This is a genomic window from Rhodoferax sp. (assembly GCF_023700745.1).
Lineage (GTDB): Bacteria > Pseudomonadota > Gammaproteobacteria > Burkholderiales > Burkholderiaceae_C > Rhodoferax.
Genome location: NZ_JAMPYG010000008.1, coordinates 42,975 through 61,832, shown reverse-complemented (window position 1 = coordinate 61,832; position 18,858 = coordinate 42,975). Strand labels below are relative to the sequence as shown.

At 61.9% G+C, this 18,858-nt stretch carries 18 protein-coding genes; 9 read left to right on the top strand and 9 right to left on the bottom strand.

Annotation, left to right across the window (positions count from 1 at the left end; genetic code table 11):
- Positions 1 to 53: 53 nt before the first annotated feature.
- The 7 genes from ruvC to NDJ10_RS08255 are packed head-to-tail and all read right to left on the bottom strand — an operon-like array spanning position 54 to position 6,848.
- Positions 54 to 602 carry a crossover junction endodeoxyribonuclease RuvC gene (gene ruvC, locus NDJ10_RS08285; protein ID WP_296161038.1) on the bottom strand — a complete coding sequence of 183 codons (549 nt, stop codon included), beginning with the start codon at positions 600 to 602 and terminating at the stop codon, positions 54 to 56.
- Positions 603 to 622: 20 nt separating this feature from the next.
- On the bottom strand, positions 623 to 1,618 hold the full coding sequence (locus NDJ10_RS08280) for a phosphatidate cytidylyltransferase (RefSeq protein ID WP_296161036.1): 996 nt from the start codon (positions 1,616 to 1,618) through the stop codon (positions 623 to 625).
- Between the two features lie 3 nt (positions 1,619 to 1,621).
- Entirely contained in the window at positions 1,622 to 2,296 is a 675-nt protein-coding gene (locus NDJ10_RS08275) for a lysophospholipid acyltransferase family protein (RefSeq protein WP_296161034.1), read from the bottom strand.
- A complete protein-coding gene (locus NDJ10_RS08270) occupies positions 2,293 to 3,072 on the bottom strand; it encodes a transglycosylase domain-containing protein (RefSeq protein ID WP_296161032.1) in 780 nt (259 codons plus the stop codon). Before NDJ10_RS08270 ends, NDJ10_RS08275 begins: the two co-directional genes overlap by 4 nt.
- 3 nt (positions 3,073 to 3,075) lie before the next feature.
- Positions 3,076 to 3,912, bottom strand: a complete 837-nt coding sequence (aroE, locus tag NDJ10_RS08265) for a shikimate dehydrogenase (protein ID WP_296161030.1) — start codon at positions 3,910 to 3,912, stop codon at positions 3,076 to 3,078.
- Positions 3,913 to 3,933: 21 nt separating this feature from the next.
- A complete protein-coding gene (locus NDJ10_RS08260) occupies positions 3,934 to 4,788 on the bottom strand; it encodes a TonB family protein (protein WP_296161028.1) in 855 nt (284 codons plus the stop codon).
- A complete protein-coding gene (locus tag NDJ10_RS08255) occupies positions 4,785 to 6,848 on the bottom strand; it encodes an RNB domain-containing ribonuclease (RefSeq protein WP_296161026.1) in 2,064 nt (687 codons plus the stop codon). The genes NDJ10_RS08260 and NDJ10_RS08255 overlap by 4 nt, the downstream gene beginning before the upstream one ends.
- Before the next feature lie 191 nt (positions 6,849 to 7,039).
- Here NDJ10_RS08255 and NDJ10_RS08250 point away from each other — a divergent pair, with 191 nt between their 5' ends.
- The 3 genes from NDJ10_RS08250 to NDJ10_RS08240 are packed head-to-tail and all read left to right on the top strand — an operon-like array spanning position 7,040 to position 12,009.
- The gene (locus NDJ10_RS08250) at positions 7,040 to 9,202 is read left to right on the top strand and encodes an HAD family hydrolase (RefSeq protein ID WP_296161024.1); all 2,163 of its coding nucleotides are present in this window, start codon (positions 7,040 to 7,042) and stop codon (positions 9,200 to 9,202) included.
- A complete protein-coding gene (locus tag NDJ10_RS08245) occupies positions 9,199 to 10,029 on the top strand; it encodes an HAD-IIB family hydrolase (RefSeq protein WP_296161022.1) in 831 nt (276 codons plus the stop codon). The genes NDJ10_RS08250 and NDJ10_RS08245 overlap by 4 nt, the downstream gene beginning before the upstream one ends.
- Before the next feature lie 18 nt (positions 10,030 to 10,047).
- Positions 10,048 to 12,009 carry an amylosucrase gene (locus tag NDJ10_RS08240; protein ID WP_296161020.1) on the top strand — a complete coding sequence of 654 codons (1,962 nt, stop codon included), beginning with the start codon at positions 10,048 to 10,050 and terminating at the stop codon, positions 12,007 to 12,009.
- A gap of 88 nt (positions 12,010 to 12,097) precedes the next feature.
- Here the strand turns inward: NDJ10_RS08240 and ybeY are convergent, their stop codons facing one another.
- Both ybeY and NDJ10_RS08230 read right to left on the bottom strand, forming a co-directional pair.
- Positions 12,098 to 12,541, bottom strand: a complete 444-nt coding sequence (gene ybeY / locus NDJ10_RS08235; RefSeq protein WP_296161018.1) for an rRNA maturation RNase YbeY — start codon at positions 12,539 to 12,541, stop codon at positions 12,098 to 12,100.
- Complete coding sequence (locus tag NDJ10_RS08230) at positions 12,538 to 13,542, bottom strand: PhoH family protein (RefSeq protein ID WP_296161015.1); 1,005 nt, start codon at positions 13,540 to 13,542, stop codon at positions 12,538 to 12,540. The genes ybeY and NDJ10_RS08230 overlap by 4 nt, the downstream gene beginning before the upstream one ends.
- Positions 13,543 to 13,582: 40 nt before the next feature.
- On the opposite strand from NDJ10_RS08230, the gene ruvA reads away from it, so the two are divergent.
- The 6 genes from ruvA to NDJ10_RS08200 all read left to right on the top strand — a co-directional run bounded on the left by ruvA (position 13,583) and on the right by NDJ10_RS08200 (position 18,852).
- The gene (gene ruvA / locus NDJ10_RS08225; RefSeq protein WP_296161012.1) at positions 13,583 to 14,155 is read left to right on the top strand and encodes a Holliday junction branch migration protein RuvA; all 573 of its coding nucleotides are present in this window, start codon (positions 13,583 to 13,585) and stop codon (positions 14,153 to 14,155) included.
- A gap of 77 nt (positions 14,156 to 14,232) precedes the next feature.
- Positions 14,233 to 15,429, top strand: coding sequence for an ABC transporter substrate-binding protein (locus NDJ10_RS08220; RefSeq protein ID WP_296161010.1), 1,197 nt, complete (start codon positions 14,233 to 14,235; stop codon positions 15,427 to 15,429).
- A 25-nt stretch (positions 15,430 to 15,454) separates the two neighbouring features.
- Complete coding sequence (locus NDJ10_RS08215) at positions 15,455 to 16,375, top strand: branched-chain amino acid ABC transporter permease (RefSeq protein ID WP_296161008.1); 921 nt, start codon at positions 15,455 to 15,457, stop codon at positions 16,373 to 16,375.
- Entirely contained in the window at positions 16,368 to 17,384 is a 1,017-nt protein-coding gene (locus NDJ10_RS08210) for a branched-chain amino acid ABC transporter permease (RefSeq protein ID WP_296161007.1), read from the top strand. Before NDJ10_RS08215 ends, NDJ10_RS08210 begins: the two co-directional genes overlap by 8 nt.
- Positions 17,381 to 18,145 carry an ABC transporter ATP-binding protein gene (locus NDJ10_RS08205; protein WP_296161004.1) on the top strand — a complete coding sequence of 255 codons (765 nt, stop codon included), beginning with the start codon at positions 17,381 to 17,383 and terminating at the stop codon, positions 18,143 to 18,145. Before NDJ10_RS08210 ends, NDJ10_RS08205 begins: the two co-directional genes overlap by 4 nt.
- The gene (locus NDJ10_RS08200; protein ID WP_296161002.1) at positions 18,142 to 18,852 is read left to right on the top strand and encodes an ABC transporter ATP-binding protein; all 711 of its coding nucleotides are present in this window, start codon (positions 18,142 to 18,144) and stop codon (positions 18,850 to 18,852) included. Before NDJ10_RS08205 ends, NDJ10_RS08200 begins: the two co-directional genes overlap by 4 nt.
- Positions 18,853 to 18,858 lie beyond the last annotated feature (6 nt).

Genomic DNA, 18,858 nt, shown 5'->3' with positions numbered 1-18,858 from the left:
CCTCGCGCGCGATTGATGAAGATGCCGACGGCCATTCAGGCTTCAGCACCAGGTCAACGGCTCCGCCCCGCCTTGTATTTCCCTTTCCCCGCGCCAATCACCCCATCCGCCAGCGCCAGCCGGGCCATGGCTTTGTGGGCGTGGGCGTGGGTGATGGCCAGGCCCAGGGCGTCGGCGGCGTCGGGGCCGGGCAGGCTGGGCAGATGGAGCAGGCGCTTGACCATTTCCTGAATCTGGCTTTTGCTGGCGCGACCCCAGCCCACCACCGCCTGCTTCATTTGCAGGGCGGTGTATTGCGACACCGGCAGGTCGAGCGATACCAGCGCGGTGATGGCGGCGCCGCGGGCCTGGCCCAGCAGCAGGGTGGATTGGGGGTTGACGTTGACAAACACGATCTCGATGGACGAGGCATCGGGCTGGTAGCGCGCCACCACTTCGCGGATGCCGTCGAACAGCACCTTGAGCCTCTCGGGCAGCAGGTCTTTGTCGAGATGGGTGGTGCTGATGGTGCCGCTGGCCACATAGCGCAGCTCGGTGCCGTCCACGTCCACCACGCCAAAACCGGTGGTGCGCAGGCCGGGGTCGATACCGAGAACTCTCATGGTTGTTTTATGGTTGGCGGCTACAGGCCAAAATACCAGTGCGCCGAATGAAAGAACACCGGCGCGGCAAAACACAGCGAGTCGATGCGGTCAAGCATGCCGCCGGCGCCGGTCACGCTTTTTCTCTGACCACGCCAGATCGGGATGCCGCGGTCGCGCTTGAGCGCCTTCATGACCAGGTGCCCGAGCGATCCGGCGGCGCAGGCGACGAACGACAAGGCAAAGGCCTGACCCGGTACAAAGGGCGTGATGCCCGCCAGCACGGCCCCCAACAGGCTGCCCGCAGCCATGCCCCAGCCCCAGCTGTGCCAGGTGAAGCTCTGGCTGATCTGCGCCGCTACCGGGGTTTTGGGCCGGTAGCGGGCCACCAGATGCTGTGTGACCATGCAGGTTTGCACCACCAGCACCAGAAACAGCACCAGAAAAGCGTTTTGCTTGTCGTAACGCGGAAAGTCCAGCAGCATCAGGGCCGGCACATGGCTCATGCCGTAAATGCAGACCATGATGCCCCATTGCAGCTTGGCGTTGCGCTCCAGAAAACGCACCGGGTCGTTGGCCAGTGCGCTCGCCACGGGTAGCGCCAGAAACACATAGACCGGGATGAACACGGTGAACAGGTTGAAGTGCTCGGTGCCCACCAGAAAGTACTGCAGCGGCAATACCGCAAAAAATGTCAGAACCAGGCTGCGGTGGTCGCCCTGGCGCGTGGGCGACAGCGTCAGGAACTCACGCAGGGCAAAAAAGGAGCCCAGCGCAAACAGCACCAGACGGGTGATGTCGCCCGCCAGCCAGGCCACCCAGAAGACAAAAATCAGCGCCCAGCTGGTGCGCAGCAGATTGCTCAAATCCTGAATGCGCTCACTTTGGGCTTGCTGCGCCTGCACGTCTTCATGCTCGCGCATGGACAGCAAAAACAGCGTCAGCGACGCAATCACCAGCAGGCCGAACACCAGCACAAACATGGCGCCCACTTGTTGCGCCGGGCTGAGGTTTCTCAAGGTTTGGTGAAGGGACATGGTTCAGATGTCGCGCAGGGCGATGACGGCGTTACGGGCGCGTGGCAAAAAAGTGTGGCAGTCTTCACCGGGGAGCACTTGCATGGGGGCACCAAAGGTGACCGAGCACAGCACCGGGACCGGTACCACTTCGCCCTTGGGCATGACGCGCTGCACATTGGCGATCCAGGCCGGAATGAGCTCGACCTGCGGGAACTGGAGCGCCAGGTTATAGAGCCCGGCCTTGAAGGCCTGCGGGTCATCAAAATGACCGCGCGTGCCTTCGGGAAACAAGATCAGCGAGTCACCGGCCGCCAGGGCTTCGACCAGCGGTTCCAGCGGGTCTTCCTGCGCATGGCGCTCGCGCGAGACATAAACCACGTTGAACACGGCCGTGGTGAGCCATCGCTTGAAGGCGGATTTGGTCCAGTATTCCCGGGCGGCCACTGGCCTGGTGTTGCGGCGTAATTCCTTGGGCAGTGCCGCCCAGATCATCACCAGGTCGGCGTGGCTCTGGTGGTTGGCAAAATAAATGCGCTGCTCGGCTTTGGGCGGACAGCCCCACCAGCGCGCCTGGGCCCCGGTGAGTACGCGAATGAGTCCCAGCAAAAACAGGCTGACCCCGGCGGCCGCCAGAGGGGATGCCCAAGCCGTCACGCGGCTGCGCCAGTTGCCTGGTTCTGGCCGGTCCTGGCTCATGGCAGTTCAGCCCCTTGCAGGCGTCGCGCAATGCTGGCGGCGCGCCCCGCCACATAGCTTGAATTGGGCAGCTTTTCAAAGTACTTGGGGCGTGGCAGCATCACGGCCAGCCGGGCGGCTTCATAGCTGCTGAGCTTGGCTGCAGGTTTGCGAAAATAGTGCTGGGCCGCGGCCTCGGCGCCAAAAACGCCTTCGCCCCATTCCACGTTGTTGAGGTAAATTTCAAGAATGCGCTCCTTGCTGAGCACGGCTTCCAGCAACAGCGTGAGGAAGAATTCCTGACCCTTCCTGAGCATCGTGCGTTCACCCGACAAAAACAGGTTTTTCGCCAGTTGCTGGGTGATGGTGGAGCCGCCCACCACCTTGGGGGCCTTCACCGCCTTGGCTGGCGGCCTGGCGGCATTGGCCGTTACGCGGGGCGGATTGCGGGCGTCCAGCCGAGCTTGCGCCCTGGCCGCCTGCTCTTCGGCCTTGGCGTTTTTTTCCCAAGCCTTTTCCAGCGCATTCCAGTCCACACCGTCATGGTTGGCAAAGCCGTCGTCTTCGCTGGCGATCACCGCGCGCTTGAGGTGGCTTGAAATCTTGTCGTATGGCAGCCATTGCTGACGCCAGCGCAAGGCGTCTTTCTGGGTCGCCACACGCCAGGCTTCGGAGCGCTGAAAGGCGGTGGATTGCGGGTCGATCACCAGCATGGCGACAACGCGCACCACAAAAAACAGCTGCAGCAGCAGCATGGCAACTGCCACCAGGCTGAGCCAGCGCAAAAACGGTTTCATGCTTTATCCCTGAATGACCTTGTGCAATTCAGCCAGCACCTGGGCTGAGGGCGGGCGCACGCCACGCCAGATCAAAAAGGCCTCGGCGGCTTGCTCGACCAGCATGCCCAGACCATCGCGTGGTACCGCGCCATGGGCGCGTGCCCAGTCCATGAAACCCTGGGCGCCGGGGCCGTACATCATGTCGTAGGCCAGGGCGCCGGGCTTCAACACGCGGGCGGCCACGGGCACCGCGGCACCGCTCAGGCTGGTCGCGGTGGCGTTGATGACCACATCAAAGGGGTCGCCCAGCCCATGCAGGGTATGCGCTACCAGCTCCGTCTTTTGTTGTGTGGCCAGGGGTAAATGGCGTGCCACCAACTCGGTGGCTTTGTGCAGCGTGCGGTTGGCCACGCTGATGTGCGCCGGGCCGGCTTGTAGCATCGGACCCAGCACGCCGGCAGCAGCGCCGCCTGCGCCAATCAGCAGCAGGCGCAAGCCCCTGAGGGGCAAGCCGGCGTTGCGTTCAATATCAATCACCAGGCCAATGCCATCGGTGTTGTCACCCAGGATCTGGCCGTCCCTGAAGGTCAATATATTCGAGGCTTGCGCCAGCAAACCCCGCTCGCTGGTGTGGGTGGCAATTTTGGCAGCTTCAAACTTGAACGGCACGGTGATGTTGCAGCCCAGCCCGCCTTCACGGATGAAGGCTTGTACGCTGGCATCAAAGTGGGTCAGCGGGATTTCGCGCTTTTCGTAGTGCAGATGCTGGCCGGTGAGCTCGGCAAAACGGGCATGAATCCAGGGCGAGCGGCTGTGGGAAACCGGGTGGCCCATCACGCAGTAGAGGTCGGTGGTCATTGGTTGCTTAGGAGGATGGGGTTAATTGGCGCTGACTTTGGTTTCCAGCGTGTCTTCTCGTGTGAAATTAAAGCGCGACACCACGGCAATCTCGTCGGCTTGCAATCGCATGGCATGGCTGAATTTACCAAAAGGTCCGGCGCTGTTGGCAATGGCGCGCGCGCGCTGGTCGAGCGCCAGGTTGCCGGAGCTTTGCACCACTTCGGTGGCCATGACTTCGCCGCGGTGGTTGATGGTCACCACCATGGTGAGTTCGCCATAGAGTTTTTGGCCGTTGGCCTGCGGGAAATTCAGGGTGCCCCGGTCTTCGATGGTTCTGCGCAGGTGGTCGTAATAGATCGCGTACACCGCCTCGCGCGTGGCCGGGCTGATGTAGCGCTTTTTCGGGCGGGCGTTTTCCAGGTTGATGCGGCGCTCGATTTCGGCCAGCAACTTGACCAGCTGTTTCTGCTTTTGCTCGCGCTGCGCCTGTTCGGGCGTCTGCGCCTGCTGTTGCGGCTCGCTGGGCGGCAGGCTGCTCAGCAAGCGCTTGACATGGAGCAGCAAGTTTTGTTGTTCCTGCATTTCGCGCAGCTGGCGCGCCTGCTCCTGCGCCTTGTCTTCGCCGTCCAGATTCAGCAAGGCCGGCGGCAGCGGGCTTTTGGCCCGGCCGCGGGCTGCTTCACCGCCCCCCGCCATGGCCACCTGGGCAATGGCCTGTGCCTTGTCCGGGCGCTCCTGCGGGTTGGCATTGACCAGGATCACCTCCAGCGCGGTGTCCTGCATGACCTGCTTGAAGGCCTCGGGGTCAACCAGGCGCACGGTCAGCAGTGAGGCGTGTACCGCGATGGACGCGCCCAGGGCCAACTGAAGGGTGCTGAACGACGACAGCTTCACGGCGTATCGAGCGCCTCTGGTTCACCGGATTTCGGGCTGGCATCCGTGTCGTTGAGATCCACGGCAATTGCAATCGGGCCGGCCACGTCCTCCTCGTCCTGCTCTTCGTCGGCGTCAAAGACCTCGGGCTCGGCGTCAAGCCGCTCCAGCACGGTGCCGTGGATGTCAAGTGACACCAGGTCGATGTCGCCCAGCTTCACGCGCACCCGCGCGCCGCGTGGCAGCCCCTGCGCGCCCATCACCGGCAGCACCAGCGGCAGGTGGTCGGCGCGCACCAGGTTGTCCTTGAACAGGGTGGCCTCAATTTCGGTGACGCCCTGCTGCTGCACGTACTTGAGCGTCCAGAAACGCTCAATCGCGTTCTGGTAGCCGTTGTAGGCAAAGTAGGCGGCGTCAAAGCTGGAGATGATCGAAAACAGCTCGGCGTCTTTCGGTTTGAACGGCGCCACCAGGGCCGCCGTTTTGCCATGGCGGGCGCAGGCAATGATCTGCCACTGGTTCAGCAAGTCCACATAGCGGCGCAGCGGCGAGCTGCTCCAGGCGTAGCTTTTGACGCCAATGCCGGCGTGCGGCAGCGCCCGGGTGCCCATGCGCACCTTGACGCCGGGCAGCATGGAAGCCTGACTGCGGTAAATGCCGGGCACGCCAAGCTCGGCCATCCAGTTGCCCCAGGTGCTGTTGGCCAGGATCATGGCCTCCGAGACGATCAAATCAAGCGGTGCGCCGCGCTGGCGCACGCTGATCTGCACGTGCTCGGTACCCTGTGGCTCCGCACCGTCGTTACCGACCAGCCGGAAGTTGTAGTCGGGCCGGTTGAAGTTTTCGGGCTTGCCGCGCACCACTTCGCGCTTGGCCTTGAGGTCTTGCGCCAGCCGGTACAAAAACGACAGTTGCTCTCGCTTGTGCTGCAGCGGTGGTGGGTCGGTGTCGTGCATGAAAGCCGGGTCTTGCAGCCACTCCAGGGTGACCACGGCATCGAGTTGGTCGTGGCGCAAATTGGCGCCGATGTGCACCCGCTCCAGCCTGGTCTCGGAGGCCTTGATCTCCAGCGTGGTCTCGTCCAGCGTCACATAGAGCGACACCGCCGGGCAGTCGCAGCCTTCGGTCAGGGTGTAGCTTTGCACCACCTCGTCGGGCAGCATGGTGAGTTTGTAGCCCGGCATGTAGACCGTGGACAGCCGCGCGCGGCCCAGGTGGTCGATGGCGCTGCCGGGCTGGATCGCAAGGCCGGGCGCGGCAATGTGGATGCCCAGCACCACCGTGCCGGTGCCCAGGCCCTGTACCGACAGCGCATCGTCGATCTCGGTGGTGGCCGAATCGTCAATCGAGAAGGCGTGCGCCGGGGACAGCGGCAGCTCGTCCTTGATGAGCGGCGCCTCGAGTTTGGGAAATCCTGTGCCCTTGGGGAAGTTTTCCAGCAGGAAGCGTTTCCAGTGGAACTGGTAGGGCGAATCGATGGCACCGGCCTGGATCAGCAGGTCCAGCGGGCCCAGGTGCGTGGCGCGCGAGGCTTCGACCACGGCCTTGTATTCGGGCGCGTTCTTGTCGGGTTTGAACAGGATTTTGTAAAGCTGGTCGCGGATGGCTTGCGGGCAGACGCCTTCGCTCAGTTCCTTGACCCAGGCCTCAATTTGCAGCGCAATCTGTTTCTTTTTCTCGATGGCGGCCAGTGCTTGCGCCAGGATGTCGGCCGAGGCTTTGCGAAAGCGCCCCTTGCCGGCGCGGCGAAAGTAGTGCGGCGCCTCATACAGCGCCATCAGCGTGCCGGCCTGTTGCTCCTGCGTGGCGTGTTCTGAAAAATAGTCGCGCGCCAATTCAGTAAAGCCAAAGTCGCCGTCGGGCGCAAATTCCCAAGCCATGTCGAGCTCCATGCCGGCGGCCACGGCCTGTGCGCCGGCCATCAGCTCAGCCGGCGTGGGCTTGTCGAACTTGAGCAGCATGTTGGCAGACTTGACCTTGACGCGTTTGCCCGAGTCCAGCTCCACCTGTGCCGACGTGTCGGCCTCGGAGAGGATGCGCCCGGCCAGGAATTTGCCGGTTTCTTCAAATAATAAGTACATGGGCGAATTGTCCCATGGCTTGCCGGTGTTGCCCGTATGGCCGCCACCTTGCGGTCCTGTCTGGGCGATGAAGCGCCGGGCAAGGCGGGCGGTGCGTGCCGGCAATGTATTTGCTACCATCTATCTGCAAATTTGCGGGGCCTGTCCGATGGCTTGAATTTTTACCCGTGCTTCATGCAGGAATGGGGGCTATGAAAAAGCAAACATTGGCGGTAAAAAAACCGTTGTATATCGTCTTGATCAGTGTTCATGGCTTGATCCGTGGGCATGACCTGGAACTGGGCCGCGATGCGGATACCGGTGGCCAGACCAAATATGTGGTGGAGCTTGCCCGTGCCTTGGGTGAGCGCGTGGATGTTGAAAAAGTGGTGCTGTTGACACGTCGCGTGGTTGACAGCCAGGTCAGCGCCGACTATGCCGAAGTTTGGGAACCGCTTTCCGACAAGGCCGGCATCGTTCGCATTGCCTGTGGCGAAGACAAATACCTGCGCAAGGAAATGCTGTGGGACTCGCTGGAGAACTTTGCAGACAACGTCCTGCTCTACCTTAAGAGCCAGCCCCGCCTGCCGGATGTTTTTCACAGCCACTACGCCGATGCCGGCTACGTGGGTTCGCGCCTTGCACACCAATTGGGGATTCCCCTGGTGCATACCGGCCACTCCCTGGGGCGCAACAAACGCCTGCAGTTGCTGGCCAGCGGTATCCAACGCAGTGAGATTGAATCCACCTACCACATCTCACGCCGCATCGAAGCCGAAGAAACCACGTTGGGCAGCGCTGAGCGCGTCATCACCAGCACCCAGCAAGAAATTGAGCAGCAGTACGGTCTGTACGATTTTTACCAGCCCGAGCGGATGCGGGTGATTCCGCCGGGGACGGACCTGACGCAATTTTTTCCGCCACAAGGCGATGAAAAAACGAGTCCGATGGCCATGGCGCTCAAACGTTATTTGAAGCAGCCCAACAAGCCGATGATTCTGGCGTTGTCGCGCCCTGACCCGAAAAAGAACCTGGTGGCCCTGATTGAGGCCTACGGGGGCTCACCCGCGCTGCAACAAGCCGCCAACCTGGTGATTGTGGCGGGCAACCGTGATGACATTCAGGAGATGGAGAACATTTCAAAAGCGGTGCTCACCGAGATCCTGCTGGCGATCGACAAATACGACCTGTATGGCAAGGTGGCGTACCCAAAACACCACAAACCGGAAGAGGTGGCTGTGCTGTATCGCCTGGCGGCCGCCTCGGGTGGCGTGTTCGTGAACCCCGCATTGACCGAGCCCTTTGGTTTGACGCTGATCGAGGCGGCGGCCTGCGGTTTGCCGATTGTGGCCACCGAGGACGGCGGCCCGACCGACATCATCCGCAATTGCCGCAACGGCCACCTGATCAACCCGCTCGACAGGGCGGCGCTGGCGGACATGCTGCTGCAGGTCCTGGCAGACAGGGTCGCGTGGCGGCGCTTTTCCAGGAACGGGATCGCGGGCGTGCGCAGCTTCTACTCGTGGCCGGCGCACGTGGAAAGCTATCTGTCGGTGATCCGGCCGCTGGTGGAAAAAGCAGAACCCCGGACCCGCATGTCTTTGCGACGACGCTCGGGCACTTTCCGTGAACAGGCCATTTTTACCAGCCTGGACCAGAACCTGATCGGTGACACGGTGTCATTGGTGCCTTTTTTGCAAACCATGCAGGAACACCGCAAGGCAATCATCTTTGGTATTGCCACTGGCCGCAGCCTGGACGATGCACTGGCCATTTTGAAACGGCACAACATACCCCAGCCGGATGTGCTGATCACCGGACAGGGCACGCAGATTCATTACGCTCCCAACCTGACCGAGGACGCGGTTTGGGCGCGCCACATCGACCACTTGTGGAGCAGGCAGGCGGTGCACGACATCCTCAAGGAGGTGCCAGGACTGACGATGCAGCCCAAAGGCAACCAAAGCGCGTTCAAGCTGAGTTATTTCATCGATCCCGCGGCGACGGATGTCAATGCAATCCGGCGACTGTTGCTGCGCAATGAGCAAGCCGTGAACGTGATTTTTTCGTTCGGACAGTTTCTTGACGTGCTCCCGGTGCGTGCCTCCAAGGGGCTTGCCTTGCGCTGGTGCGCCGAGAAATTTGGTTTTCCGCTGGAACAGACCCTGGTCGCCGGTGTCACGGGTGCCGACGCAGACATGTTGCGCGGCAACACGCTGGGCGTGGTGGTGGACAACCGTCACCTTGGCGAGCTGGCGGATCTGGCGAATATCGAGAAGATCTATTTTTCAAAACAGCCGCACGCGGCGGGCATTCTGGAGGCCATGACGCACTACCGCTTTTTCGTCGACGACAACGCCGGAACCGCAGCATGAGGCGCTTGTTGCTTTGCACCGATCTGGACCGTACCCTGATAGCCAACGGTGCTCAGCCCGCCTCTCAGGGGGCGCTGGCACTGTTCAGGCAACTGGTGCGCCGCGAAGACGTGACGCTGGTCTACGTGAGCGGCAGGCACCGGGTGCTGATTGCGCAGGCGATGCTTGATTTCGATCTGCCAGAACCCGCTTTTGTCATCGCCGATGTGGGGACAACGATCTACCGGGTCGCGCCCTCCGGCTGGCAGCAAAACGAGGCCTGGTGTGCGCAGATCGACCCGGACTGGCATGGCCAGGCGCACGACGACCTGTGTCGCCTGCTGGCCGTGTTCCCGGCGTTGCAGTTGCAGCCTCGCGAAAAACAGAACCGCCACAAGCTCAGCTACTACGTGGCGCCGGCAGAGGATGCGCCAAGCCTGATCCGCGCGATTGATGCCCGCTTGAGACAGGCGCACATCAAGGCGAACCTGATCTGGAGCGTGGATGAACCCGCCGGGCTGGGCTTGCTTGATATCTTGCCTGCCAGCGCCAACAAGCTGCACGCCATCCGTTTCCTGATGCAGCAACAAGGCTATCAGGACGAGGAAACCCTGTTTGCGGGTGACAGCGGCAACGATCTGGACGTGCTGCTCAGCGGTATTCCGGCTGTGCTGGTGGCCAATGCCGACCCGCAAGTGAAAAATCTGGTGGCAGCCGCCAGCCCGACCGCCTTGTATATGGCAAGGGGCGGCTACCTGGGCATGAACGGCAATTACAGCGCAGGTATTCTGGAGGGCATTGCCCATTACCACCCTGCGCTCGATGCGTGGTTGCGCGCGCAAAACTGAATCTCTTGGAGAGCACTCATGTACGAACAAGCGTCCCACGCGATGTTGAACGAAATCCTGATGGAGCTCAAACCCGAGATCGGCAATTACAGGCTGCGCCATTTCTACACCCGGCTCGGGGCCAATTTTTATGCCATCCATTCCCTGTTCCACCTGCTCTATGGTGAACGCCCCGACTTCAAGGCGCAAATGGTCAGTCTGGTGGAGACGCTGGCCGTGCGCTACATGGCGCGCAGCCCCCAGTTGCGCAAGTCGGACCTGGCCAGGGAACGTGACTACAACTGGTTCCTGAGCCAGAAGTGGGTTGGCATGGCGCTGTATTGCGACCGCTTTGCCGACGACCTGAAAGGCCTGCGTACCAGGCTGCCCTACCTGCAGGACCTGGGTATCAACATGGTGCACATCATGCCGATCCTGGATTGCCCTCCGACGCATGCCGACGGTGGCTACGCCGTCAGGGATTTCTTCAAGGTGGATGCACGGTACGGCACCACGGAAGAGCTGGAAGCGTTGGCGGCCACGTTAAAGAAGCGCGACATGTTGCTGGTGCTCGATGTGGTCGTCAATCACACTTCCAACGAGCACGAATGGGCGCAAAGGGCACGCCGGGGCGAGAAGACGTTTCAGGATTACTACTACGTGTTCGACGACCGCGAGATGCCCGATACGTTCGAGGAAACCATGCCCGAGGTCTTTCCGGCCACGGCGCCTGGCAACTTCACCTGGGACGAGGTCATGGGCAAGTGGGTCATGACGGTATTCAACAACTACCAGTGGGACCTGAACTACCGCAACCCGGCCGTGCTGATCGAGATGATCGACATCATCCTGTTCTGGGCCAACCAGGGTGCAGATGTTTTGCGCCTGGACGCGGTGGCATTCCTGTGGAAAAAAATCGGCAGCACTTGCCAGAATGAGCGTGAGGCGCACTTGCTGTTGCAGTTGATGAAGGATTGCTGCCAGGTCACCGCGCCGGGCGTGCTGTTCATTGCCGAGGCCATCGTGGCGCCCAGCGAGGTGGCCAAGTATTTCGGCGAAGACGCCATCAACGCCAAGGAATGCGAGATTGCTTACAACGCCACGCTCATGTCCCTGCTGTGGGACGGGGTGGCCACCAAGAATGCCATGTTGCTGAACCTGGGCATCAAGCACCTGCCCAACAAACTGGAGCGGGCCACCTGGCTCAACTATGTGCGCTGCCACGACGACATTGGTTTGGGTTTTGATGACAACGATGCCCGACTGTCGGGCTATGACCCGGTGCAGCACCGGCATTTTCTGATCGATTACTTCACGGGGCGATACCCCGGCTCAACCGCCCGCGGGCTGCCGTTTGGCACGAACCCCAAGACCGGCGATGCGCGCATTTCGGGGTCACTGGCTTCGTTGGCCGGGCTTGAGACCGCGCTGGAAAGCGAAGATCCGGTGGCCATTGAGACCGCCATCAAAACCATTGTGCTGTTGCACGGCGTGATCCTGTCCTTTGGCGGCATCCCGCTGTTTTACTACGGTGACGCCATCGGTACGCTCAACAGTCTGGAATATCTGGCCGATCCTTTCCGGGCGAACGACAACCGGTGGATGAACCGCTCGAATTTCGACTGGGACAAGGCGGCGCTGCGGCATCAAAGTGGCACGGTGGAACAGCGCATTTTCAATACGCTGAAAAAAATGATCGCCTTGCGCAAGGAATTGAACGCTTTTGCGGACTTCGACAATCGCCAATTGTTGAACGTGGACAACCCCAACCTGCTGGTTTTCTTGCGCACGGACATACATCACGCACATAACGGGCGTAGCAGGGTGCTGGTCGTGAGCAACTTCAACACCGACGCGCAACGACTTCAGCTGGGTGCGCTACGCCCCCATGGCTTGTTTCAGCAAGTGGCCATGCGGGAGCTGTGTTCTGGCGAGCGCATCATGGTTGAAGACGATGCGGTCATGGTGCCGCCACTGACCTGTTGCTGGTTGATCGACTGAGCGCACCCACTGCAAATAATAAGTACATCGGCGAATTGTTCCATGCCCCCCTTGTGGGAGCGGCGCCCTCGCCGCGATGGTTTTCCGATCAATACGGGTTGTCAAATCCGAGTCGCGCCATGATCTCGCTCTCGCGCAGTTCCATCACTTGGGCGTCTTCGTCCTCGTCGTGGTCCCAACCCTGCGCGTGCAGGGCGCCATGCACCAGCAGATGGGCGTAATGTGCTTCCAGGGTCTTGCCCTGCGCTTTGGCCTCCTGGGCCACCACTGGCGCGCACAACACCAGGTCGGCTGTCACCACGGGCTCCAGCGTGTAGTCGAAGGTGAGCACGTTGGTGGCGTAGTCCTTTTTTCGGTAGTCGCGGTTGAGCGACTGGCCTTCTGCGGCATCGACGACGCGCACCGTGATTTCGGCATCGCTTTGCAGCGCGGCGCGCAGCCAGCGCGCGACCTTGTGGCGGGGCAGGGCTGCGCGGTGCAGCGCCACGTCGTCAAATTTGCCGAATTGCAGGGAGAGGGTGAGCTGGTTCATAGGTCGGGACCTTGGAGGCGACGGGAAGGGCGTTTGGCGGCCAGGGGTTCGGCGTCGTCGCGGCGCAGCACGCCGATGCGACCGGGGGCGTCGTAGGCGTCCACAATGCGCGCCACCAGCGGGTGGCGTACCACGTCGGCGCTGGTCAGGCGGCAGATGGCAATGCCGTCGACACCCTTGAGCACGCGCTCGGCGTCGATCAGGCCGCTGAGCTGGGTGCTGGGCAGGTCGATCTGGCTGACGTCGCCGGTGACCACGGCCTTGGAGCCAAAACCGATGCGCGTCAGGAACATCTTCATCTGTTCCGGCGTGGTGTTTTGCGCCTCGTCCAGGATCACAAAGGCGGTGTTGAGGGTGCGCCCGCGCATGAAGGCCAGCGGCGCGATCTCGATGGTCTGGCGCTCAAATGCTTTTTGCACGGCCTCAAAACCCATCAGGTCATACAGTGCGTCGTACAGCGGGCGCAGGTAGGGGTCGATCTTTTGCGCCAGGTCACCGGGCAGGTAGCCCAGGCGTTCACCGGCCTCCACCGCCGGACGCGTCAGCACAATGCGCTGTACCGTGCTGCGTTGCAGCGCATCCACCGCCATCGCCACGGCCAGGTAGGTCTTGCCGGTGCCGGCCGGGCCGATGCCGAACGTGATGTCGTGGCTGATGATGCTGTCGAGGTAATGCGCCTGGTTCAGCGAACGCGGTTTCAAGTCGGCGCGTCTGGTCTTGAGCGACGGGCCTTCGGCGCCATTGACGTCACCGTCGCCGGCCAGCATCAACTGCACCGTGCGTGGCTCGATCGGGCGTGCCGCCATTTCGTACAAGGCCTGCAGCATCTCCATGCCGCGCTTGGCGTTGGCCTTGAGGCCGTCGACCTTGAACTGCTCGTGGCGGTGTGCAATCTTGACCTGCAGCGCGGCCTCGATGGTGCGCAGGTGCTCGTCCATGGGGCCACACAGGTGGCCCAGGCGGGTGTTGTTGGGTGGCGAAAAGAGGTGTCGGAGGATCACGTTGATAATTCCATAAATACTCCTCGATGATAGGCACAAAATGATCGGTAAATTAACGGGCACCCTCGATGACAAGAATCCGCCGCAGGTCATGGTGGATTGCCATGGCGTCGGCTACGAGGTGTTTGTGCCCATGAGCACGTTTTACAACTTGCCTGAACTCGGTGTCAAGGTGAGCCTTTTGACCCACTTTGTGGTGCGTGAGGATGCGCAGATTTTGTACGGTTTTGCCACCACGGCAGAGCGCGCGGCGTTTCGCGAACTCATCAAGATCTCGGGCGTCGGTCCGCGCACGGCTTTGTCCGTGCTGTCGGGCATGAGCGTGACCGAGTTGGCGCAGGCCGTCACCCTGCAGGAGGGCGGCCGGCTCATCAAGGTGCCCGGCATCGGCAAGAAGACGGCTGAGCGCCTGCTGCTGGAACTCAAGGGCAAGCTTGGCCCCGACATTGGCGTGCCCAGCAGCATCGCCAGCGACGCGCAAGGCGACATTTTGCAGGCCCTGCTGGCGCTGGGCTACAGCGACAAGGAGGCCGCCGCCGCCCTCAAGGCCCTGCCGAATGACATTGGCGTGAGCGATGGCATCAAGCTGGCGCTCAAGGCGCTGGCGAAGTAGTTTGAAAGCTCCGCGACAATGGCGGCCTGAATTGCATCCCGGCGTATTTCCAGTTCAACCCCTGATAGGATATCTTGATGAAAACGATTGGTTTTAAATCCCTGAGCCTCACACTGACCGCGGCCACCGCACTGCTCGGTCTGGCGGGATCGGCCTTTGCCGCCGACAAGGTCAAGGTCGGTCTGCTCAGCACCTTGTCCGGTCCCGGTGCGGGTCTGGGCATTGACATTCGCGACGGTTTCAATCTGGCGCTCAAGCATTCCAATGGCAAATTCGGTGGGCTGCCGGTCGAGGTGATCGTGGCCGACGACCAGGGCAAGCCCGACGCCGCCAAACAAACCGCAGACCGGCTGGTCAAGCGCGACCAGGTGGATTTCATGACCGGCGTGGTGTTTTCAAACGTGATGCTGGCGGTGGGCAAGCCGATTTTTGATGCCAAAACTTTCTATATCAGCGCCAACGCCGGTCCGTCGCAGTACGCTGGTGCCCAGTGCAATCCGTATTTTTTCAGCGCCTCCTATCAGAACGACAACCAGCACGAAGCGGTGGGCAAAACGGTGCAGGACAAGGGCTTCAAGAAAGTGGCCTTGCTGGCGCCTGACTACCCGGCGGGCAAGGACGCCCTGGCCGGATTCAAGCGTTATTTCAAGGGACAAATCGCCTTGGAAACCTACACGCCCTTAAGCCAGCTGGACTACGGTGCCGAGTTGTCCAAAATGCGCGCCTCGGGTGCGGATGCGGTTTACATCTTTTTGCCCGGCGGCTTGGGGGTGAACTTCATCAAGCAGTTCGTCGGTGCCGGTCTGTCCAAGGATATGACCTTGTTTGGCCCGGGCTTTTCGGGCGATGAGGACGTGATTCGTGCCGTGGGTGAGCCCATGCTGGGTATGTTCAACACCTCGCAGTGGGCGCACGACCTGCAAAACCCGGCCAACAAGCGGTTTGTCGCAGATTTTCAAAAAGACTATGGTCGCCTGCCCACTTTGTATGCGTCACAAGGCTACGACGCTGCCCGGTTGATGGACGCCGCCGTGCGCGATGTCAAGGGTAATCTGAGCGACAAAGCGGCGCTGCGCAAGGCCATCGCCGCTGCCAGATTTGACTCGGTGCGCGGCGCCTTCAAGTTCAACACCAACGGGTATCCCATCCAGGACTACTACCTGCGTGTGATCACCAAGGACGCCCAGGGCCGCATCACCAACCGTACACTGGGAACGGTGTTCAAGAACCACGCCGATGCCTATGTGGGCGAGTGCAAGATGCCTGCACTCTGATGCCAGCTGAGGTGGGCCGCTCACGATGACAGGCATTCTGGTTCTGGAACAGTCGCTCAACGGCCTGCAATTTGGCCTGATGCTGTTTTTGCTGGCCGCCGGTCTGACGCTGGTGTTTGGCATCATGGACATGATCAACCTGGCGCATGGCTCGATCTACATGATCGGAGCCTACCTGATTGCCAGCATCGCCTTGGCCAGTGGCTCGTTCTGGACCGGGCTGGGGCTTGGTGTGGTTGCCACGGCGGTGCTTGGCGCGCTGCTTGAGCTGGCCGTGCTGCGCCGCTTGTACCAGCGCGATCACCTGTCACAGGTGCTGGGCACCTTTGCCATTTTGCTGATGAGCAACGAAGCGGTGCGCATGGTCTGGGGTTCGCAGCCCATTGCGCTCAACCCGCCGGCTGCCCTGGCCGGCCCGGTGGAACTGCTGCCGGGCTTCAGCTACCCGGCTTACCGCCTGCTTATCATTGCCGTGGGACTGATGGCTGCCGGCTTGCTGTACCTGCTGGTGACGCGCACCCGGCTGGGCATGCAGGTGCGCGCCGGCGCCTCGAACCGAGAGATGGCGCTGGCCATGGGGGTCGATGTGCGGCGCCTGTTTACCCTGGTGTTTGCCATCGGTGCGGGCTTGTGCGCGCTGGCTGGCGGCATGCTCGGGCCGCTGCTGGCGGTGCAGGTCGGCATGGGCGAGAGCATCCTGATTCTGGCCTTTGTGGTGATCGTGATTGGCGGCATCGGCTCGATTCGCGGCGCGCTGCTGGGCGCTCTGCTGGTGGGGGTGGTGGACACTGCCGGGCGCACCCTGATTCCTTTTGTCTTTGAGCGCGTCCTGGGTCCGACGCTGGCTGCCAGCGCGGGTCCGGCCGTCGCCGCCATCCTGATTTATGTGCTGATGGCGGCCGTGCTGTTTTTCAAGCCGCAAGGGCTGTTTCCTGCCCATGGCTGATGTGGATTCACAAGCCGCCAAGCCCGTAGCGGTGGCCACGGCAACGGTGCGCCTGTTGCCCGGCTTGCTGGACCACGTCTTGTACTGGCGCTCTGGTCTGGCCCTGCTGATCACGCTGGTGCTGCTGCCCGAGTTGGCACACGCCTGGGGACTGGACTTTTACGTGGGCGTGGCCAGCCGCATCCTGATTTTTGCGCTGGCGGCCACCAGTCTCAATCTGATCCTGGGGTTTGGTGGCATGGTCAGTTTTGGCCATGCCGCGTTTGTCGGTGTCGGGGCCTATGCGGCGGGCATCCTGATGCAACATGGCGTCCATTCCGCCTGGCTGGCACTGCTGCTGGCTTTTGTGGCTGCGGCTGCGATGGCCTTGCTCATCGGGGCTATCAGCCTGCGCACCCGGGGCGTCTACTTCATCATGATCACGCTGGCCTTTGCGCAAATGCTGTACTACCTGATGGTGTCGATCAAGACCTATGGCGGCGACGACGGCCTGTCGCTGGCGGGGCGCTTCAAGCTGGGGTTTGACCTGGACATGAGCCAGGATGGTATGTTTTATTACCTGGTGCTGGCCGTTACCACGCTGGTGTTTCTGGCGGTGCATCGCTTGCTGAATTCCCGCTTTGGCCACGCCTTGCAGGCGATTCGAGAAAACGAGACGCGCATGGCGGCCATCGGTTTTCCGGTGTACCGTTTCAAATTGACGGCTTTTGTGCTGGCGGGTGCGCTGGCTGGCCTGGCCGGTGCCCTGCTCGCGCATCAGGGCGGTTTTGTCAGTCCGTCGATGATGCAGTGGAGCGAGTCGGGCATGTTGATGGTGATGGTGATTCTGGGCGGCGTCGGCCATTTGTACGGCGGCCTGGTCGGTGCCGTGGTGTTTTTGCTGCTCGAAGAACTCTTAAGTAGCACCACCATCCACTGGCAGTTTGGCCTGGGCGCGGTGTTGCTCACCGTGGTGCTGCTGGCGCCGAACGGGCTGTTGAGCCTGCAGCGCAAAAGGCAGGCGCCATGAGTCCCGGCGTGCTGTTGCAGGTGGACGGGCTGGTCAAGTCCTATGGCGGCCTGCGCGCCACCGATCATGCCAGCCTGAGCGTGCAGGCGGGTGAGATCCATGCGCTGATCGGCCCCAACGGCGCCGGTAAAACCACGCTGATCCAGTTGATTTCCGGCGCCCTTGCGCCCGACGCCGGGCGTGTCCAGTTTGACGGCATGGACATCAGCCGCATGCCGATGTACCAGCGGGTGGCACATGGCCTGGCGCGCTCGTTCCAGATCACCAGCATCTTCAGCCGCCTGTCGGTGCTGGACAACATTGCACTGGCGGTGCAGGCATATAGCGGTCACAGCCTGAACTTCTGGCGCTCGGCACGCCGCGATGCCGGGCGCTACGCGCTGGCGGCCGATGTGGCACAGCGGGTCGGTCTGGCGCTGCAAATCCATCAACTCGCCGGCGCGCTGTCGCACGGCGAGCAGCGCCAGCTGGAGGTCGGTCTGGCGTTGGCCACCCGACCCAAACTGCTGTTGCTCGATGAGCCCATGGCTGGTATGGGGCCGGATGAATCCGAGCGCATGCTCAATCTGTTGCAGAGCCTGCGCGGTGAGACCACGCTGCTGTTGATCGAGCACGACATGAACGCGGTGTTCCGCCTGGCCGACCGCATTTCGACGCTGGTGGCCGGCCGGGTCATTGCCTGCGGCACCCCCGATGACATCCGCCAGCACCCCGAAGTACGACGGGCCTACCTGGGTGACGATGAAGAGGCCAGGGCATGAGCGCGCTGCTTGAAGTTGAGGCTCTGGAAACCGCCTATGGCGCCAGTCAGGTCCTGTTTGGCGTGACTTTTGCCGTGCAGCACGGCGAGGTCGCCACGCTACTCGGGCGCAATGGCATGGGCAAAACCACCACGGTGCGCTCGCTCCTGGGTCTGACGCCGGCGTTCAGCGGCAGCGTGCGCTTTCGCGGCGAACGCATCGACCGCTACACGCCCGACCGCATTGCCCGCATGGGCTTGGCGCTGGTGCCTGAAGGGCGGCAGATTTTTCCGAATCTGTCGGTCAGGGAAAACCTGCTGGCCTTTGCCGCCAACCGCAACGGCTCGACCGACCCCTGGTGCCTGGAGGCGGTGTTTGATTTGTTCCCGCGCCTGGCTGAGCGCGTGCGCCACATGGGCAACGAACTCTCGGGTGGCGAGCAGCAAATGCTGGCGATTGGTCGCGCCCTCATGACCAACCCTCACCTGCTGATTCTGGACGAGGCCACCGAGGGCCTGGCGCCGCTGGTGCGCGAGGACATCTGGCAATGTCTGCATCAGTTGAGCAGCCGTGGCCAGACGATTCTGGTGATTGACAAATACGTCGAGCGGCTGATCAGACTGGCGCATCACCACAGCATTCTTGAGCGCGGCCAGGTGGTGTGGCAAGGCGACTCGGCGCAATTGGCGGCGCAGCCGGCCCTGTGGCAACGTTATGTTGGCGTGTGATTTTTC

Coding starts and splice junctions, on each gene's coding strand:
- aroE (WP_296161030.1), bottom strand. CDS start 3,912: ATGACCACCGACCTCTACTGCGTGATGGGCCACCCGGTTTCCCACAGC.
- ruvC (WP_296161038.1), bottom strand. CDS start 602: ATGAGAGTTCTCGGTATCGACCCCGGCCTGCGCACCACCGGTTTTGGC.
- NDJ10_RS08215 (WP_296161008.1), top strand. CDS start 15,455: ATGACAGGCATTCTGGTTCTGGAACAGTCGCTCAACGGCCTGCAATTT.
- NDJ10_RS08240 (WP_296161020.1), top strand. CDS start 10,048: ATGTACGAACAAGCGTCCCACGCGATGTTGAACGAAATCCTGATGGAG.
- NDJ10_RS08220 (WP_296161010.1), top strand. CDS start 14,233: ATGAAAACGATTGGTTTTAAATCCCTGAGCCTCACACTGACCGCGGCC.
- NDJ10_RS08275 (WP_296161034.1), bottom strand. CDS start 2,296: ATGAGCCAGGACCGGCCAGAACCAGGCAACTGGCGCAGCCGCGTGACG.
- NDJ10_RS08255 (WP_296161026.1), bottom strand. CDS start 6,848: ATGTACTTATTATTTGAAGAAACCGGCAAATTCCTGGCCGGGCGCATC.
- NDJ10_RS08280 (WP_296161036.1), bottom strand. CDS start 1,618: ATGTCCCTTCACCAAACCTTGAGAAACCTCAGCCCGGCGCAACAAGTG.
- ybeY (WP_296161018.1), bottom strand. CDS start 12,541: ATGAACCAGCTCACCCTCTCCCTGCAATTCGGCAAATTTGACGACGTG.
- NDJ10_RS08245 (WP_296161022.1), top strand. CDS start 9,199: ATGAGGCGCTTGTTGCTTTGCACCGATCTGGACCGTACCCTGATAGCC.
- NDJ10_RS08270 (WP_296161032.1), bottom strand. CDS start 3,072: ATGAAACCGTTTTTGCGCTGGCTCAGCCTGGTGGCAGTTGCCATGCTG.
- NDJ10_RS08200 (WP_296161002.1), top strand. CDS start 18,142: ATGAGCGCGCTGCTTGAAGTTGAGGCTCTGGAAACCGCCTATGGCGCC.
- ruvA (WP_296161012.1), top strand. CDS start 13,583: ATGATCGGTAAATTAACGGGCACCCTCGATGACAAGAATCCGCCGCAG.
- NDJ10_RS08250 (WP_296161024.1), top strand. CDS start 7,040: ATGAAAAAGCAAACATTGGCGGTAAAAAAACCGTTGTATATCGTCTTG.
- NDJ10_RS08210 (WP_296161007.1), top strand. CDS start 16,368: ATGGCTGATGTGGATTCACAAGCCGCCAAGCCCGTAGCGGTGGCCACG.
- NDJ10_RS08205 (WP_296161004.1), top strand. CDS start 17,381: ATGAGTCCCGGCGTGCTGTTGCAGGTGGACGGGCTGGTCAAGTCCTAT.